Source organism: Campylobacter sp. CFSAN093226, assembly GCF_012897595.1.
Lineage (GTDB): Bacteria > Campylobacterota > Campylobacteria > Campylobacterales > Campylobacteraceae > Campylobacter_D > Campylobacter_D jejuni.
In genome coordinates, this window is the sequence record NZ_CP040608.1 from 674050 (window position 1) to 690886 (window position 16837).

General features: G+C 30.2%; 17 protein-coding genes. 9 read left to right on the top strand and 8 right to left on the bottom strand.

What is annotated here, in order from left to right; genetic code table 11:
• Positions 1 to 78: 78 nt before the first annotated feature.
• The gene (dnaE, locus tag FBF02_RS03550; protein WP_002852165.1) at positions 79 to 3681 is read left to right on the top strand and encodes a DNA polymerase III subunit alpha; all 3603 of its coding nucleotides are present in this window, start codon (positions 79 to 81) and stop codon (positions 3679 to 3681) included.
• An 11-nt stretch (positions 3682 to 3692) separates the two neighbouring features.
• On the opposite strand, the gene FBF02_RS03555 is transcribed toward dnaE, so the two are convergent.
• Genes FBF02_RS03555 through FBF02_RS03575 form a run of 5 tightly spaced genes read right to left on the bottom strand, consistent with a single transcriptional unit; the run spans position 3693 to position 7630 of the window.
• Positions 3693 to 4325: a YggS family pyridoxal phosphate-dependent enzyme gene (locus FBF02_RS03555; protein ID WP_002852054.1), complete on the bottom strand. Its 633-nt coding sequence runs from the start codon at positions 4323 to 4325 to the stop codon at positions 3693 to 3695.
• A 34-nt stretch (positions 4326 to 4359) separates the two neighbouring features.
• Entirely contained in the window at positions 4360 to 5109 is a 750-nt protein-coding gene (gene flaC / locus FBF02_RS03560; protein ID WP_002858476.1) for a flagellin C, read from the bottom strand.
• 38 nt (positions 5110 to 5147) lie between these two features.
• Positions 5148 to 5618: a DUF4149 domain-containing protein gene (locus FBF02_RS03565; RefSeq protein ID WP_002858582.1), complete on the bottom strand. Its 471-nt coding sequence runs from the start codon at positions 5616 to 5618 to the stop codon at positions 5148 to 5150.
• A gap of 12 nt (positions 5619 to 5630) precedes the next feature.
• Complete coding sequence (locus tag FBF02_RS03570; RefSeq protein ID WP_002858549.1) at positions 5631 to 6446, bottom strand: HemK/PrmC family methyltransferase; 816 nt, start codon at positions 6444 to 6446, stop codon at positions 5631 to 5633.
• Positions 6443 to 7630 (bottom strand): M48 family metallopeptidase, encoded by a 1188-nt coding sequence (locus FBF02_RS03575; protein ID WP_002858475.1) that lies wholly within the window; start codon positions 7628 to 7630, stop codon positions 6443 to 6445. The genes FBF02_RS03570 and FBF02_RS03575 overlap by 4 nt, the downstream gene beginning before the upstream one ends.
• Positions 7631 to 7756: 126 nt before the next feature.
• Here FBF02_RS03575 and FBF02_RS03580 point away from each other — a divergent pair, with 126 nt between their 5' ends.
• Positions 7757 to 7942 (top strand): hypothetical protein, encoded by a 186-nt coding sequence (locus tag FBF02_RS03580; RefSeq protein ID WP_002825403.1) that lies wholly within the window; start codon positions 7757 to 7759, stop codon positions 7940 to 7942.
• Here the strand turns inward: FBF02_RS03580 and mog are convergent.
• Positions 7939 to 8481, bottom strand: a complete 543-nt coding sequence (gene mog, locus FBF02_RS03585; protein ID WP_002842823.1) for a molybdopterin adenylyltransferase — start codon at positions 8479 to 8481, stop codon at positions 7939 to 7941. The genes FBF02_RS03580 and mog overlap by 4 nt on opposite strands.
• A 20-nt stretch (positions 8482 to 8501) precedes the next feature.
• Entirely contained in the window at positions 8502 to 9485 is a 984-nt protein-coding gene (gene corA / locus FBF02_RS03590; protein WP_002852367.1) for a magnesium/cobalt transporter CorA, read from the bottom strand.
• Between the two features lie 116 nt (positions 9486 to 9601).
• On the opposite strand from corA, the gene FBF02_RS03595 reads away from it, so the two are divergent.
• From FBF02_RS03595 to FBF02_RS03625, 7 genes are read left to right on the top strand one after another with little or no spacing between them, the layout of a single operon-like run.
• On the top strand, positions 9602 to 10648 hold the full coding sequence (locus FBF02_RS03595) for an extracellular solute-binding protein (protein WP_002852095.1): 1047 nt from the start codon (positions 9602 to 9604) through the stop codon (positions 10646 to 10648).
• Between the two features lie 10 nt (positions 10649 to 10658).
• Positions 10659 to 11984, top strand: coding sequence for an esterase-like activity of phytase family protein (locus FBF02_RS03600; RefSeq protein ID WP_002793291.1), 1326 nt, complete (start codon positions 10659 to 10661; stop codon positions 11982 to 11984).
• Complete coding sequence (locus FBF02_RS03605) at positions 11981 to 12790, top strand: alkaline phosphatase family protein (RefSeq protein WP_010891882.1); 810 nt, start codon at positions 11981 to 11983, stop codon at positions 12788 to 12790. Before FBF02_RS03600 ends, FBF02_RS03605 begins: the two co-directional genes overlap by 4 nt.
• A complete protein-coding gene (locus FBF02_RS03610; protein WP_002784190.1) occupies positions 12787 to 13626 on the top strand; it encodes an ABC transporter permease in 840 nt (279 codons plus the stop codon). Before FBF02_RS03605 ends, FBF02_RS03610 begins: the two co-directional genes overlap by 4 nt.
• Positions 13627 to 14406, top strand: coding sequence for an ABC transporter permease (locus FBF02_RS03615; RefSeq protein WP_002793289.1), 780 nt, complete (start codon positions 13627 to 13629; stop codon positions 14404 to 14406).
• 3 nt (positions 14407 to 14409) lie between these two features.
• Entirely contained in the window at positions 14410 to 15399 is a 990-nt protein-coding gene (locus FBF02_RS03620) for an ABC transporter ATP-binding protein (protein ID WP_002793288.1), read from the top strand.
• Positions 15396 to 16034: an HAD family phosphatase gene (locus FBF02_RS03625; protein ID WP_002810914.1), complete on the top strand. Its 639-nt coding sequence runs from the start codon at positions 15396 to 15398 to the stop codon at positions 16032 to 16034. Before FBF02_RS03620 ends, FBF02_RS03625 begins: the two co-directional genes overlap by 4 nt.
• A gap of 23 nt (positions 16035 to 16057) precedes the next feature.
• On the opposite strand, the gene FBF02_RS03630 is transcribed toward FBF02_RS03625, so the two are convergent.
• A complete protein-coding gene (locus FBF02_RS03630; protein WP_002858622.1) occupies positions 16058 to 16813 on the bottom strand; it encodes a basic amino acid ABC transporter substrate-binding protein in 756 nt (251 codons plus the stop codon).
• Positions 16814 to 16837: the final 24 nt, after the last annotated feature.

Consider the following 16837-nt stretch of genomic DNA (forward strand, 5'->3'; position numbering starts at 1 on the left):
ATTTCTTTCAAATTCAGCGAGAAAAATTTATAATTTTTATCAAAATTAAAATAAGCCTTAAAAAACTAAAGGAAGAAAATGAGTCAATTTACACACTTGCATTTACATACAGAATATTCTTTGCTTGATGGAGCCAATAAGCTTAAAGAATTAGCTTTGACTTTAAAAGAGCAGGGTGCTACAAGTGTGGCTATGACAGATCATGGAAATATGTTTGGGGCAATTGATTTTTATCAAACAATGAAAGCACAAGGTTTAAAACCTATCATTGGTATAGAAGCGTATTTGCATAATCATGATGAGTTAGATGATAAAAGTTCTCGTCAGCGTTTTCACCTTTGTTTGTATGCAAAAAATGAGATTGGATATCAAAATTTAATGTATTTAAGTTCTCAAAGTTATATTAAAGGTTTGTATTATTATCCGCGTATCAATAAAAAGCTTTTGGAAGATTATAGCGAAGGTCTTATTTGCTCTTCTGCTTGCTTGCAAGGTGAAGTAAATTGGCACTTAAATACTTATAGTGAAAGAAATGTGCGTTTTGGTGCAAAAGGCTATGAAGCAGCAAAAGAAGCGGCATTATGGTATAAAAAAGTTTTTAAAGATGATTTTTATTTTGAAATCATGCGTCATGGTATAGGCGATCAAAGAATGATAGATGATGATATTATCAGACTTTCTAAAGAATTAAATATAAAAATCATTGCTACAAATGATACGCATTATACTTTTAAAGAAAGAGCGGCTGCCCATGAGGTTTTTATGTGTATAGCCATGGGAAAAAAACTTAACGATCCTGATAGAATGCGTCATAGTGTGCATGAATTTTATGTTAAAAGTCCTGAGCAGATGAGTGAGCTTTTTGCAGATATTCCAGAAGCTATAGAAAATACACAAGAAATCGCACAAAAATGTAATTTAGAGCTTAATCTTGGCAATCCCACTCCACCGAATTTTAAATTTACAAGAGAATATGCTAAAGATCATAATATTATCTTACCTGAAGAAACAAAAGAATTTAGCTTTGATAATGATGACATGGTTTTTGAAGAACTTTGCAAAAAGGGACTTGAAGAGAGATTAAAATTTATCGATGAAAGTAAGCATGAAGAATACAAACAAAGACTTGAAGTAGAAATTAACATCATTAAAAATATGAAATTTTCAGGTTATATGCTTATTGTTCATGATTTTATTAAAGTGGCTAAGGATAAAGGTATTCCAGTAGGCCCTGGAAGAGGATCAGCTGCAGGAAGTTTGGTTTCTTATTGTTTAAGGATTACGGATTTAGATCCTATTCCTTATAGTCTACTTTTTGAGCGTTTTTTAAATCCTGAGCGTGTGAGCATGCCTGATATTGATGTGGATTTTTGTCAAGACAGACGTGCTGAAGTGATTGATTATGTGATTGATAAATATGGAGCGGATAAGGTTGCACAGGTGATTACCTTTGGTAAACTTTTGGCTAAAGGGGTGATTCGTGATGTGGCTAGAGTTTGTGATATGAGTATTCAAGATGCTGATGAGCTTGCTAAACTTGTGCCTGAAGAGCTTAAAATCACTCTTGATGCTGCTTATGAAAAAGAACCTAAAATCAAAGAATTTATCGATCGTCATCCTAAAGGTCTTGAAGTTTGGGAGTATGCAAGAGCTTTAGAAGGATTAAATCGCAATGCGGGTATGCACGCAGCAGGTGTTGTAATTTCTAATGAAAGTTTATGGAAGAAAACTCCGCTTTTTAGACAAAGTAAAAATGATGAAAGACATTTGGTAACGCAGTATTCTAAAGATCATTTAGAAGATGTGGATTTGATAAAATTTGACTTTTTAGGTCTTAAAACCTTAACAGTAATCAATAATGCGATCAAGCTTATTAAAAAGCGTTACAATAAAGACATTATTTGGGAAACTATAGATGTAAATGATAGCAAAGTTTATAAAACCATACAAAGTGGAAATACTTTGGGAATTTTTCAAATCGAATCAGGCGGTATGCAAAGCTTAAATGCACGCTTAAAACCAGAGCGTTTTGAAGATATCATTGCGGTTCTTGCGCTTTATCGTCCAGGCCCTATGGAATCAGGAATGCTTGATGATTTTATCGACAGAAAGCATGGTTTAAAAAGTATAGAATATCCTTTTGACAGTTTAGAAAAGGTTTTAGAGCCTACTTATGGGGTTATTGTTTATCAAGAACAGGTTATGCAAATTGTTCAAATTATAGGTGGCTTTTCTTTAGGAGGTGCTGATGTAGTGCGTCGTGCTATGGGTAAAAAAGATCCTGAGAAGATGAAAAAGCTTAAAACTGATTTTGCAGATGGAGCAGAAAAACAAGGATATGATAGAGCAAAAGCTGAGGATTTATGGGAGCTTATCGTAAAATTTGCAGGATATGGTTTTAATAAATCTCACTCTGCGGCTTATGCATTGATTACTTTTCAAACAGCTTATTTAAAAACTTATTATCCTAGTGAATTTATGGCAGCGCTTTTAACAAGCGAAGAAAACAATGTGGATAAAATTGCTGTTTATATTGATGAGATGAAAAAAATGAATATTAAACTTTTACCTCCATCGATTAACAAAGCGATCCGTGAATTTAGTGCTTTAGAGCAAGATGGCAAGGATGCTATTATATACGGACTTGGGGCTATAAAAAGTGTGGGTATTCCTGCAGTTGAAAATTTACTTGAAGCAAGACAAGATGGAGAATTTAAGGATATTAATGATTTCTTAGGTAAGATAGATCCCACCAAAATAAACCGTAGAACATTAGAAAGTCTTATTAAGGCAGGGGCTTTTGATGAGTTTGGTTTTACTAGAAAAGCTTTGTTTGATAATATGGAAAATCTTAGCGAAGCATCGCGTAAAATGGCTGAAGTAAGAAAAAATGCTGCAAGTTCTCTTTTTGGTGAAGAGGAATTAACTTCAGGTGTTCAAGTAAATTTTACTCCCAAAAATGAAGAATTTGAAGTGATGGAAAAATTAGGATATGAAAAAGAAATTTTAGGAATTTATGTTTCAGGCCATCCTTTAGATCGATTTTATGAACAAATTAATGCCATAGATTATGTTAAAAGTTTAGATTTTGAAAGTTTAAAAAACAATGGAGAAATTTTAAGTATAGGTAAAATTGAAGATTTCAAATCCATGATGAGTAAAAATAATAAGCGTTATGGTAGAATTGAAATTTTGGATTATTATTCTTCGTTTGATGCTACTGTATTTGAAAGCAATGTAGAAGAAATAGAAAACATCATCAAAGATGAAAATTTAAAAAATAATGCCTATGGTTTTGTATTGGGATTTAAAGCTGAAGGAGGGGAGAAGCCTAGCTTTTTTTTAAAAGCAATTAAAGATTTGCAAAGTCTTGAAGATGGCGAGATTAAAGCTATAAAAAAATTTGGAGCAAAAAAAGATTTTAAAAATAAAGAAGAAAATCATTTTACCGCAGAACCTAAGGAATTTGAAAAAAATATCATAGAGCTAGATTTGACAAGATTGAATAGAGAATTAATCTATGAAATTCATGAAATTGCTAGAAATGCACATAATCCTAATGAAAAAAATAATAAAAAACTTGTTTTAAAAGTTATTAGTGCGGGATCTTGCTTGCTTTATCATACAGATTTTATTATCTCTGATAGTATAGTAGAGGAAATTTCTAATAAATATGCTTAAGTAAGATTGTTTTACTTAAGATTTTTAAATAAAATGCTTCCGAGTCTTACCAAGTTGGATCCGCATTTTATAGCAATTTCAAAATCATTACTCATCCCCATAGAGCAAATCTTAGCCCCATGTTTTTGAAGAATTTCATAAATTTTAAATGTAGTTTCAAAGCTTTTTATAATATTTTCTTTATCTTGGCTGTGTGATCCTATGCTCATTACGCCACAAAGATTTAAATTAGAGCATTCTTCTTGTATTTGTAAATATTCTTCTACGGCTTGATTTGGATCTAGACCGCTTTTGCTATTTTCATTTGCACTATTGATTTCTAATAAAGTATTTAATTTATAATCAAGTCTTTTGTCCATAGCTTTAGCTATTTTAATACCATTGCAAGAGTGCCATAATATAGGTTTTTGTTTGATTAAGAGATTGATTTTGTTGCTTTGTAGCGTTCCTATAAAATGCCACTTTATGTCTAGTTTTTTTTCATCAAGATTTTCTTTTTTTTGTGCTAGAGCTTGGACTTGATTTTCTCCAAATTCTACTATACCTTGATCAAAAAGCTTTTCAATTATACTTGCATCGACATACTTGCTTGCGGCTACAAGACGAACGTTTTTGGTTTTTTCTAAAATTTGCTCTAAAGTCATTTTGATAAAAAATAAGCCCTATTTAGGGCTTATTTTATTGTAATAAATTAGCAATTTTGCTTTGAAGCTGCATGTTGGATTGCGCAGCAACAAAAGCAGCAGCATTTTCTTTTAGATAATTGGCATTAAAATCATTGACATTTTTTGCCATGTCATTATTTAGTAAATTATTTTCAGCTGCTTTTGAGTTGATGCTATTTTGAACACTTGCATTAATATTTGATGTGATGGCATTGATACCTGAGCCTATTTCACTTCTTAAACTTCCAAGTTGATCCATAAAATTTGTAATACTATCTTGACTATCTATGCTTAATCCATCTGTTGCTAATGGATTTAAATTTGTAGTTTCAGTTCCGCTACCTACTACAAAATTCATAGTTTGAAAGACATTTTTTCCATTATAAGTTGCATTATTAAAAGAATCATTGATGGATTCTTGTATGCGTGTTGCTTCTGTTCTTAGCATTCCTTTTTGAGAATCATTAAGTGCAGCATTGTTCATTTTTACTGAAAGTTCATTAAGTCTATCTGCGCTTTGAGAGATATTGGTAAGGCTAGCATCTGCAATTTGTAAAACCCCTATAGCATCATAAGCATTTGCGACACCTTGATCTATAGTGCTTGATTGAGATCTTAAAGAATCAGCAATAGCTAAATTAGCACTATCAACTCCACTTATTGCGCGAACAGCTGCAATATTTTCTAAAGCTTTATCGCTAGCTTTTTGTGCATTATTTAAATAATAATTTTGTTGCATCATAGTTGCATCAGAGATCATCATGGCCTACTCCTTCTCTTTTGGATTTATTTAATATTTTATCATTTTTTTGCTATTTTAAAGCTTAAGAAATATAAAAAAACTTGCATTATCAAGATGATTTTAATCACCACTTCACTTGCATTATGGATACTGATAAATTCTTGAGTTTTTGTAGCGTTTTCGCCTAAGTTTTGGAGTTCAATTATGGTATTAGTAAAATAAAAAACAAATATTAAGCTTAAAATCAAAATAAGCAAACTCAGCATAAATTTTGAAAATTTTATTTGAAATTTCATTTCATCTTTTATAAGAGAATAAATTTCATATAAAAAATTAACCACTGAAACAAAAATCAGCAAATATCCCATCTTAATAAAAATTTGCGTCATCATTAAGCCACTTTGAAAATGGCTCAACACTCCTTCTCCTATAAGATTTTGAGGAAAAAAAATTGTTGGTGCAACAACTATTCCTAGTATGAGTTCAACCCCTATGATGGAGGCAAGTAAAAATAAATTAACAGCTTTCAAGAGTTTCTCCTTTTATTTTTTATCATAACGCATATTTGTAAATTTAGCTATAAAAGCACGATTATAACCTTGTTCATCTTTGAAAAAATCAACAATGAAATTATTTTGATATAAAATTTTTTCCAAAATTTCTTTTTGATCATAGCCAAATTCGCAAGCTAAAAATTTAACTTTTTTATCAAGGGAAAAATGTATGATTTCTTCTAGAATTTCATATCCTTTTTCTCCGCCAAATAAAGCCTCTTTGGGTTCTTTTTGCACCCAAATATCTATAGGATATGAATTTTTAATATAAGGTGGATTTGAAAAAATAAAATCATAATTTTCTTTAATTTGCTTAAAATTACAAAGTTTAAAGTCAATCAAGTGATCGACTTTGTGTAATTGGGCATTCTCTAAAGCTAATTCTAAGGCTTTGGGATTGATATCACAGGCTGTGATTTTTAACCCAAGTTCTTTGGCTAAAACAATGCTTAAAATTCCGCTTCCAAATCCTATTTCTAAAATCCCATTAAAAGTATTTTTTTTGCATAAATTTAAAATTTGAAAAAGTAAAATTTCACTATCGTAGCGAGGGATTAGAATGCCTTTTTTTATCTTAAATTCTAAGCCCCAAAAATCCACTTTTTCAAATATATATTCAAAAGGTTCTCCAGATTTAAAACGCTTTATAAGCTCAAAATAAGGTTCATGATCTATTTTTATATCTTGGTTTAAAAATAACCAAGCTTTATCTTTTTTTAGATATTCGCAAAGTATAAATACCGCTTCATTTTCATAACCTTTTAAGCTAGATTTAGCTTCCATAAGAGCATTTTTTATAGTCAAGAAAGAGCCTTGATTCTATCACTAATACTTGGATGACTGAGATAAAAAAATGTATATATTTTACTTGTTTTGATAAAAGCTTTATTTTCTCTTGCTAGAGCTATCAATGCATTTTTCATATCTTCTTTGCTTGTAACTTTAGCTCCGTGTTGATCAGCTGCAAATTCATTTTTTCTACTTAAGGCATTAAGCATAGGAGAGATTAAAAAGCTAAAAATATTCGCCAAGATAAACAAAAGAGCAAACACGCCACCATTTACTCCTTCTAGATGACTTTCTAAGTAAACAAATTCAGGTAAATTTGCAAAAACAAAAAAAAGTAAAAACATAGTTATAGCGCCGTTAAATAAAGCTTTGATAATATCCTTATGAACAAAATGTCCAAGCTCATGTCCTAAAACAGCTAAAAGTTCTCTTTCATTTAAGGCTTTTAATAATGTATCAAAAAGCACCACTCTTTTGCTTTTAAAAAGTCCACCAAAATAAGCATTTAAACGCTTATCTCTTTTGCTTGCATCAATAACATAAACCCCATTTGCACTAAACCCACATTGTTTCATCAAAGAGCTGATTTTTTTCAGCAAATTTTCATCGTCTAGTTTTTTCATTTTATTAAAAATAGGTGCTATTAAGGTAGGGTAGATGAGATTTATAATCACTATAATACAAAAGGCAAAAATAAAGGCCGCAATCCACCAAAAAGTTCCAAAAAAATCATAGCAAAAAAGCAAAGTATAAAGGATTAAAAATCCAAATATTAAAGTTAAAATAAGACTTTTCATAGTATCTTTGATAAAAAGTTTTACAGTCATATTTGAAAAACCATGGGCTTTATCTTTGATAAAACTTTCATAAATACTTAAAGGTAGATTTAAAATACTTGTGATTATTAAAAAAGATAATAAAAATAAAGTATTTTCAAAACGAGTGTTGTTTAAGATAAGTAATTCTTTAAGGTATAAAAATCCAAAACCTATCCATGCAATACTGATGATTAAATTATAAAAATTGGAAAATAGTTTAAATTTTTCATTTTCGATGGCAATATCTGCTGCATTTTGATAGTCTTTTTCGCTTAAAATTTGAGCTTGTTTGTCTTTTTCTCTTTCTAAGAAACGAATTTGAGCATAGGAAATCCAAGATAAAAGTGCTGTGTAAAGACATAAAATTGCAATTAAAGTCATTATTTTTCCTTGATTAGTTTTTTGCGAATTCTAGCTTAAAATAATGAAATAAAGTTAATAGTTTAAAATCTAAAATAATATTCTTTTCAACTAAGTTGGTATATATTTATAAAAAAGGATTAAAGAATGTTTTTTAAGAAAAAGATTTCACAAAAACAAAAAGAAAAGCCTAAAATTCCAATCAATGATGTGATTTTAGATGACAGACTTTGTAAGTTTAAAAATAAAGTGCAAAAGATAAGCAAAGATGAAGCTTCGGCAAGTCTGCTTGCTAGACAATTAAGCAGACTTATCAGAGCTAATAAATTTTAATTTTGACATTTTTTCTTAGGGCGAAAAACCTTAATAACTTCATCATTTGCTTCTATATAAGCACCTTCTATCAAATCGATACAGTAAGGTATAGCCGGAAAAACAGGCTCTAGGCATTCTTTTATAGCCTTAGGATTTCCTGGTAAATTAATGATAAAAGATTTATTGCGAATTCCTGCACTCTGTCTTGAAAGTATAGCTGTTGGGACATATTTTAAACTTTCTAAGCGCATAAGTTCTCCAAAACCTGGCATCATTTTATCACACACGGCTTCCGTGGCTTCTGGGGTTACATCACGAAGTGCTGGACCTGTACCTCCGCTTGTAACAATCAAATCGCATTTTTTTTCATCTGCTAGATAAAGTAATTTTTTAATGATCAAATCATAATCATCAGGGATTAATTCTTTATGATAAATAATATCATTTTTTATATATGAATTTAACACTCTTTCAATTTCAGCAGTGGCTTTATCTTCGTATATACCACTACTTGCTCTATCGCTTAGGGTTAAAATTCCTATGTTTATTGTATCCATTGTTTCTCCTTAATAAATTTTTATAACCATCCTTTTTTCTTGAAAACAACCAAAGGTAAAATGATAGAAATTACCATCACGCCAAGCACTATGGGATAAGCATAGTGAAGTTCAAGTTCGGGCATGAATTTAAAATTCATACCATAAACAGTTCCTATTAAAGTAGGTGGCATCATGGCAACAGTTGCAACGGTGAAAATTTTAATGACTTTGTTTTGTTCTATGTTGATTTGACTGGCTAAAATGGTTTGGATATTATCTAAGATATTAAGTTGCGAAACGCTAAATTCAACCAAAGAATTTAAGTCTTTTAAAACTATAGTGAGATTTTGTTTTATGTCTTTATCGATTTTATCGCTTTTTAACAAAGAAGTCATAGCGCGACGCTTATCAAATAAAGAATCTCTTACGCGCATATTAAGCTCTTGCAAACTTGAAATATCCTTTAGCATTTCATCATAACTATATTCATCTTTTTTTTCTAAAACACTTGTTCTTAAGCGTCTTGCTTCTTTATCTATCCATTCTAGTAAATCCGCATCTTTTTCAACGCGTACTTCAAACATTTTATCAATAATATCAAAACCATCTTCAAAATTCTTCGGACTAGCTAAAATCCTTGCTTGAATTTCTTCAAAAGTGCTAAATTCGTTATATCTTATAGTAAATAAGATATTTTTAGCGGTAGCAAAAGTAACAATTTCTGTGCGAAGCTTGATTAAATTTCTATCTTCTTCATCACTTTTAAGATCTCTTACTAAAAAATGAGCATTGATGGTTATTGTTGCATTATCTTCCCAATATTTTGCGCTAAGCTCTATTTCTTCCCTTTCTTCTTTTGTAGGAAACTCAAGATTAAATTCACTTGATATAAAAGCAATTTCTGCTGCACTTGGATGAAGTAAATCAATCCATAAAATATTTTGCGGTAGTTCTTGACTATCGAGATTAAAATTGATTCTTTGAACTAAAGCATTTTGAGTTTTGATATAAATATAAAGCATGATCGCTCCTTGTTTATGACTTTAAAATTATAACCTTGTTTGCTTAAAAATTAACTTGTTTCTAAAATGTTTCTAAAACTCATTAAATTTCCAAAATATTTTTTGAAAGGAAAAAAATGAGTAAGAAATTTTTCTTAAGTTTAGGTCTTGTTGCTTTATTGTTTTCAAATTCACAAGCTATTGATGAGAATTTGATTAAAGCTGCGCAAGCAGAAGGTAGGGTAAATTCTTTAGCTATGCCTGATACTTGGGCAAACTGGAAGGATACTTGGGCAGATCTTAAAAATCTTTATGACATAGAACATAGTGATACAGATATGAGTTCAGCTCAAGAAATTGCTAAATTTAAAACCGAAAAGAAAAATGCAAGCGGTGATATAGGGGATGTAGGGGCGTCTTTTGGAGAGATAGCGGTTAAACAAGGAGTAGCTCAGCCTTTTAAGACAAGTTACTGGGATCAAATTCCAACTTGGGCTAAAGATAAAGATGGAAATTGGCTTTTAGCTTATACAGGAACCATAGCTTTTATAGTCAATAAAGATGTAGTAAAAGATATACCTAAAACTTGGCAAGATTTGCTTAAGGGAAATTATAAAATTACCGTGGGCGATGTAAGTGTAGCAGCTCAAGCTGTGAGTGCAGTTTTGGCAGCTAATTATGCCTTAGGTGGGGATGAAAAAGATTTAAGTCCTGCTTTAGCTTTTTTTAATACTTTAGCCAAACAAGGAAGACTTGTAAATAATGATGTAAGTATAGCCAATCTTGAAAAAGGTGAAGTTGAAGTGGGTTTAGTTTGGGATTTTAATGGTTTAGGCTATAGAGATAAAGTGGGCAAAGATCGTTATGAAGTTTTAATCCCTGCTGATGGTAGTGTTATTTCGGGTTATACAACTATTATCAATAAATACGCAAAACATCCAAATGCGGCTAAATTAGCCCGTGAGTTTATACTTTCTGATAAAGGACAAATCAATCTAGCAAAAGGTTATGCAAGGCCAATAAGAATTGATCATATTACCTTGCCAGATGATATAAAAGCTAAACTTTTACCAAGTGAGCAATACAAAAATGCAAGAGCAATCAAAGATCAAAAAGCTTGGGAAAAAAGCGCTAAAGAATTGCCACAACTTTGGCAAGAAAAAGTTATAGTGGATATGAAATAAAGGAGATTGGATGAAAAAGGTTATTTTAACAAGTGCTATGCTTTGCAGTGTTTTATTTGGAGTTCAAGAGTATGAGGCCAATTTAGCAGGGCATATTATCATAGATTCTAAAAGTACAGTAAAACCTCCTAAGGATGCTCCTGATTTTTTTAAAACTTATGGGAAATTTGCAAATATCGCTAGAGAAGAAAAAATTGGAACTTTTAAATCTAAGGGAAACAGGGAAACAGATTTTTATTTACCTTTTAAAAATCAACCTATACAAGGACATAGTGGGATAAAATATATTCCAAAAAAAGATGTTTTTTGGGTAATTAGCGATAATGGCTTGGGTAAAAAGTATAATTCTTATGATGCCATGCTTTATGCTCACGAGTTTAAATTTGATTTTAAAAACTCAAAATACGAACTTTTAAAAACAGTTTTTTTTAAAGATAGTGATAAAAAATACCCCTATCCTATAACCACCGAAACAACCAAAGAAAGGTATTTAAGTGGGGTTGATTTTGATACTGAGAGTATACAGGTTATCAATGATGAATTTTATATAGGTGATGAATTTGGTCCTTATTTGCTTCATTTTGATAAGAATGGGAATTTAAAAGAAGTTTTTGATGTGTATGTGGAGGGTAAAAAACTTATTTCTCCTGATAATCCAAGTTTAAAATTTAGCGATAAGCCTGATGGAGAAAATGAGAAATTTAATATCAAGCGTTCTAAAGGCTTTGAAGCTATGGCAAGCTCTAAAGATGGTTCTAAACTTTATTTGCTTTTAGAAGGAAGCATTTATAATAACAACGCTTATGAGAATGAAAAAGGTAAAGAATATCTAAGAATCATAGAATTTAATGTAAAAAATAAAAAATTCACTGGAAAAACTTATAAATATTTCTTAGAAGATAAAAGCCATTCCATAGGTGATTTTAATATGATAGATGATAAATACGGCATCATCATAGAAAGAGATCAAAAAGAAGGCACTAAAGATAAGGCTTGCAAAGAAGGTGAAGATACTAAGCATTGTTTTAATAATGTAGCTCAATTTAAAAGAATTTACAAGGTTAAATTAGATGATAAAACTCATGAAGCTCAAAAAATTTCTTATATAGATCTTTTAAATATTAAGGATAGAAATAAAATTTCTAAAAAGCCTTTGGTAAATGATAAATTTGTTTTTCCTTTTGAAACCATAGAAGGTGTGGATATAGTAGATGACTCTCATATAGTCGTAGAAAATGACAATAACTTTCCTTATTCTTCAAGTAGAGAACCTAATAAAACTGATGATAATGAATTTATTTTACTTGAAGTAAAAGATTTTTTAAAGAGTAAATGATGTCCAAAGCTATTTTAGTTGTGCTTGATGGCTTAAATTGTAAAAGTGCTAGTATAAATATGGGATATTTAAATGCGCTTTGCAAAGAGAATTTAGGCAAATTTTATTCTTTAGAATGCGAACTTCCTAGTATGTCTCGTCCTTTATACGAGTGCTTATTAACAGGCGTAAAGCCTGTTTTAAGTGGGATAATTAATAATAAATTGAGTTTTTCAAAACAAACAAGCATTTTTGACCTTTGCAAAGAACAAGGCTTAAAAGCTGGAGGCGCAGCTTATCATTGGGTTTTTGAGCTTTATAATAAAAAAGAATTTATTCCTTCTTTACATCGCCACATAGAAGATGAAAATTTAACTTTGCCTTATGGACATTTTTATTATGAAGATGATTATTTAGATTCTCATTTATTTGCAGATGGGGAGCATTTAAGAAACAAATATAATCTAGATTTTACTCTTATACATTCTATGAATATAGATGATGCAGGACATAAATTTGGCTCACACTCTATTGAGTATGCTAATAAAACCAAAAAAGTTGATATTTTGATTTCTGAGTATTTGCCTACTTGGTTAGAACAAGGTATTAATGTAATCATCACAAGCGATCATGGTATGACAGAGGGTAAAAGTCATGGAGGCTTAAGTGAAGATGAAATTTTAGTGCCTTTTTTCACTTTTGGTAGTGCTTTTTCGTATGAAAATGCCAAGATAAAACAGGATGAAATTTGTGGCAGTATCTGTGAAATTTTAGGACTTAAACACGATAAGAGATATAATGATGAAATTTTAAAGGCCAAAAAATGAAAGAAAAATTTCTAGCCTTTTTAAGTATTTTACCTTTTTTTATAGTTTTTACTTTTTTTATGATAGCGCCTTTGATTTGGATTGTTTTTAATGCTTTTTATGTAGAAGAGGATGAAATTTATTCTTTAGCCAATTTTATACATATTTTTGAGTCCAAATTCTATCTACAAAGCATTATAAATTCTTTACAAATCAGTTTTATTTCTAGTATTTTTGGACTTTTAATAGGGCTTTTGGCGAGCTATTCTTTATTTGTTTTAGCTCCATCAAAAATATGTAAATTTCTTTTTTCTTTAAATACTATGATAAGTAATTTTTCAGGAGTTCCTTTAGCTTTTGCTTTCATTATAGTTCTTGGAAGCAATGGTGTAGTTAATGTGTTTTTGAAAAATTTAGGCATAGAGCCTTTTGTTAGTGTTTATGCTAATTTCGGGGTAAATATTGTTTATGTGTATTTTCAAATTCCTTTGGCAATCTTGCTTTTGCTTCCAGCTTTTAAAAGTCTTGAAAATTCACATTTAAATGCTTGTAAAATGTTAGGTGGAGGCAATTTTTTATATTGGTTAAAAATAGCTTTGCCTTTGCTCGCTCCTGCTTTGTTTGGTGTTTTTGTGATTTTATTTGCCAATGCTTTTGGAGCTTATGCGACTATTTATGCTTTAAGTTCGGGAAATTTTAATGTCGCTCCTGTAAGAATCGCTGCTTTAATCGCAGGCGATATCAATCTTGATCCTTATATGGCTAGTGCTTTAAGCATCATTATAACTATTATCATGCTTGTTGTTACCTTTATAGCCAATTTCCTTTCTAAAAAATATAATTTTAAGGTGCTTTAAATGAATGAAAATTTGAGTTTAAAAGCTAAAATTTATCATTATGCAGTTTTGTTTTTGGTTTTTTTATTTTTAGCTTTGCCTTTAATGGCTACTTTTTTATATTCTATTTCCACTTCTTGGGGTGTAAGTGTTTTGCCTGATGATCTTACGCTTAAATGGTATCAAGAACTTTTTCATGACGAAAGATTTTTACTTGCTCTTTGGCATTCTTTGCTTGTTTGTGTGGGCAGTATTTTACTTTCTGTGATTCTTGTTTTCCCTTTGGTTTTTGTGCTAAATTATTATTTTTTAAAATTAAAAGCCTTTGTAAATATACTTATTATCATGCCTTTTGCTGTACCTCCTATAGTTAGCTGTGTGGGGCTTTTGCAACTTTATGCTGACAATATAGGAGGCACAGCTTGGATACTCATTTTTACTTATTTTACTATAGCTTTACCTTTTATATATAGGGCTTTAGATAATGCTATATCTAATGTCAATTTAAATGAACTCATCACATCTAATGCTATGCTTGGAGGTTCTTTAATGGGAGCGATTTTTAAACTTATCTTGCCTAACTTAAGAAATGGAATTTTGGTGGCAGTTTTTTTAAGTTTTTCTTTTTTAATAGGTGAATTTTTATACGCAAATATTCTTGTAGGAAGTGCTTATGAGACTTTACAAGTTTATCTTTATAATATCAAAAATCAAAGTGGGCATTATTCTAGTGCTTTGGTAATAGTTTATTTTGTATTAATTTTTATAACAACTTTTATAGCTAGTTTGATTAAGGAGTGAAAAATGGCTTATTTAAAGATTAAAAATTTTAAAAAAGCTTATGGGGATAAAATTATTTTTGAAGATATTAATTTTAGTGCTAAAAAGGGTGAGTTTATAACCCTTTTAGGCCCAAGTGGCTGTGGAAAATCCACTCTTTTAAGGTGTATAGCAGGGCTTAGCCAAATTAATGGAGGAAAAATTTCTTTAAATGATAAAGATCTTACCAAATTAAGTCCTCAAAAAAGAAATATAGGTATGGTTTTTCAAAATTACGCTCTTTTTCCAAATCTTAACGTTTTTGAAAATGTAGCTTTTGGTTTAAAGATCAAAAAAATGGATAAAAAGGACATAGAAAAAAGAGTGAAAAAAATGTTAAAACTCGTCGAGCTTGAAGAATACGCTAAAACTTATCCACATAAGCTTTCAGGCGGACAAATGCAAAGAGTGGCTTTAGCAAGATCTTTGGTGATTAAACCTGATTTACTTTTACTTGATGAGCCTTTATCGGCACTTGATGCTAAAATTCGTAAGTATTTAAGGGTGCAAATTAAAGAAATTCAAAAAGAACTTGAACTCACCACTATTTTTGTAACGCACGATCAAGAAGAAGCTTTAGAGTTATCCGATACGATTATTTTAATGAATGAGGGTAAAATCATACAAAATTCCAACGCAAATAATCTTTATCTTTTGCCAGAATCTCATTTTGTGGCTAGCTTTATAGGAAATTACAATATTTTAAGCCCTAAAGAGCTTGATAGCTTGGGTTTAAAACACGATTTTAAAAAAGATATAGCCTTGCGTCCTGAAACCATAGAAATTTCTAACGAAGGCTTAGAGGCTAAAATCAAAGAAAAATCATTGCTAGGCAATATCATACGCTATAGGGTTAGAGTGCAAGAAATTGAATTTAAGGTAGATACTTTAAATTTTAGCACTCATAGTACTTATGAAGCAGGTGATAAAATCGCTTTAAAATTCAATCTTTCTTTAGCAAAAGAGTTAAAATGAAGCTTGTTTTATTTGATTTAGATGATACTTTAATACAAGGCGATAGTGCTAAACTTTGGCTTAAATTTTGTGTTGAAAAAGGTTTTTTACCTCAAGAATATTTAGAAAAAATCGTTTTTTATCAAAAACAATATCAAGAAAAAAAGTTTGATATGGATGAATTTATGACTTTTTTTCTTCAAAGTGTTAAGGGTAAAAATGAAGATAGAATTTCATCTTTGGTAGATGAATTTATAAAAATTTATATAAAACCTTATGAAAAAGCTAAAGAACTTATAATCAAATATCAAGATCAAAGGTGTATTATAATTTCAGCTACGGCTGAATTTTTAGTTAGAAAAATCGCCTCTTTTTTGGGAGTGAGAGAAAGCATAGCCATAAAATGCGAGCGTGTGGGTGATAAATTTAGTGGAAAAGCTTATGGGATTTATAGCTTTAAGGAAGGCAAGGTTTTAAGACTTAAGGAATATTTGGGTAAAGATTATGAAAAATGGATGAAAGATTCTTATTTTTTTAGTGATTCTATCAATGATTTACCTTTACTAGAGTCTGTTAGCAAAGCCTTTGTATGTAATGGTGATGAAAAAATTTTAAAAATTGCAAAAGAGAGAAAATATGAAATTTTAACTTTTTAAGCTATAAGCGTGAAAATTCACGCTTATTCTAATTCATATTTTTTAATTAAAGTATCATAAAATCCATCAGTTTTTGCTTCATCTATGCCTTTGTTAAATATTTCAATAATATTTTTTTGTTTATTTTTATCAAAAGCAAAACTAAAGCCTTCCCCTCCATCTGTTTCTTGGTAGAAGCTTACCAATTCTGGATTTTCAGCTAAAAAACCTTTAGCAGTATCTTGATCAGCTACAATAGCATCGATTTTGTTGTTTTTTAGTGCTAAAACAGCTATGTTTAAATCTTTATTGCTTTGTACTTGTGCATTTTTGATAGCTTTTGCAGTATTTTCTTGTAAAGTTCCTAGTTGAACTCCTATTTTTTTACCTTCTAAATCATTTTTCGTTTGAAGAGAGTCGTTGTTTTTTAGCTTAAGATAAAGATTTTTACTCATATAGTAAGGTTTGGTAAAATCAACACTTTGTCTTCTTTCGTCAGTTGCGCTCATAGCTGAGGCAATCATATCGATTTTGCCAGCTTTTAAAGCAGGAATCAATCCATCGAAATTGGTTTCAACCCAAACAATTTTAATACCATTTTTTTTGGCAATCTCTTCAACCAAATCAGTATCAAAACCTGTAAGTTTTGAGTTTTCTTTATAATTAAAAGGTTTATAATTTGGAGCAGTTCCAACCTTTAATTCTACACTTGCATTTGATTCTTTATTTTTAGAATCACTACAAGCACCTAAAAATAAACCAACTAAAGCAACTAGAGCAATGCTTAATATTTTTTTCATTTTTTTCCTTTGATATAAAATGTT

Excerpts from the sequence above, each read along its gene's own strand:
- FBF02_RS03595 (WP_002852095.1), top strand. The coding sequence starts at position 9,602 with ATGAGTAAGAAATTTTTCTTAAGTTTAGGTCTTGTTGCTTTATTGTTT.
- flaC (WP_002858476.1), bottom strand. The coding sequence starts at position 5,109 with ATGATGATCTCTGATGCAACTATGATGCAACAAAATTATTATTTAAAT.
- FBF02_RS03620 (WP_002793288.1), top strand. The coding sequence starts at position 14,410 with ATGGCTTATTTAAAGATTAAAAATTTTAAAAAAGCTTATGGGGATAAA.
- FBF02_RS03555 (WP_002852054.1), bottom strand. The coding sequence starts at position 4,325 with ATGACTTTAGAGCAAATTTTAGAAAAAACCAAAAACGTTCGTCTTGTA.
- FBF02_RS03580 (WP_002825403.1), top strand. The coding sequence starts at position 7,757 with ATGTTTTTTAAGAAAAAGATTTCACAAAAACAAAAAGAAAAGCCTAAA.
- dnaE (WP_002852165.1), top strand. The coding sequence starts at position 79 with ATGAGTCAATTTACACACTTGCATTTACATACAGAATATTCTTTGCTT.
- FBF02_RS03630 (WP_002858622.1), bottom strand. The coding sequence starts at position 16,813 with ATGAAAAAAATATTAAGCATTGCTCTAGTTGCTTTAGTTGGTTTATTT.
- mog (WP_002842823.1), bottom strand. The coding sequence starts at position 8,481 with ATGGATACAATAAACATAGGAATTTTAACCCTAAGCGATAGAGCAAGT.
- FBF02_RS03625 (WP_002810914.1), top strand. The coding sequence starts at position 15,396 with ATGAAGCTTGTTTTATTTGATTTAGATGATACTTTAATACAAGGCGAT.
- FBF02_RS03600 (WP_002793291.1), top strand. The coding sequence starts at position 10,659 with ATGAAAAAGGTTATTTTAACAAGTGCTATGCTTTGCAGTGTTTTATTT.
- corA (WP_002852367.1), bottom strand. The coding sequence starts at position 9,485 with ATGCTTTATATTTATATCAAAACTCAAAATGCTTTAGTTCAAAGAATC.
- FBF02_RS03605 (WP_010891882.1), top strand. The coding sequence starts at position 11,981 with ATGATGTCCAAAGCTATTTTAGTTGTGCTTGATGGCTTAAATTGTAAA.
- FBF02_RS03610 (WP_002784190.1), top strand. The coding sequence starts at position 12,787 with ATGAAAGAAAAATTTCTAGCCTTTTTAAGTATTTTACCTTTTTTTATA.
- FBF02_RS03615 (WP_002793289.1), top strand. The coding sequence starts at position 13,627 with ATGAATGAAAATTTGAGTTTAAAAGCTAAAATTTATCATTATGCAGTT.
- FBF02_RS03575 (WP_002858475.1), bottom strand. The coding sequence starts at position 7,630 with ATGACTTTAATTGCAATTTTATGTCTTTACACAGCACTTTTATCTTGG.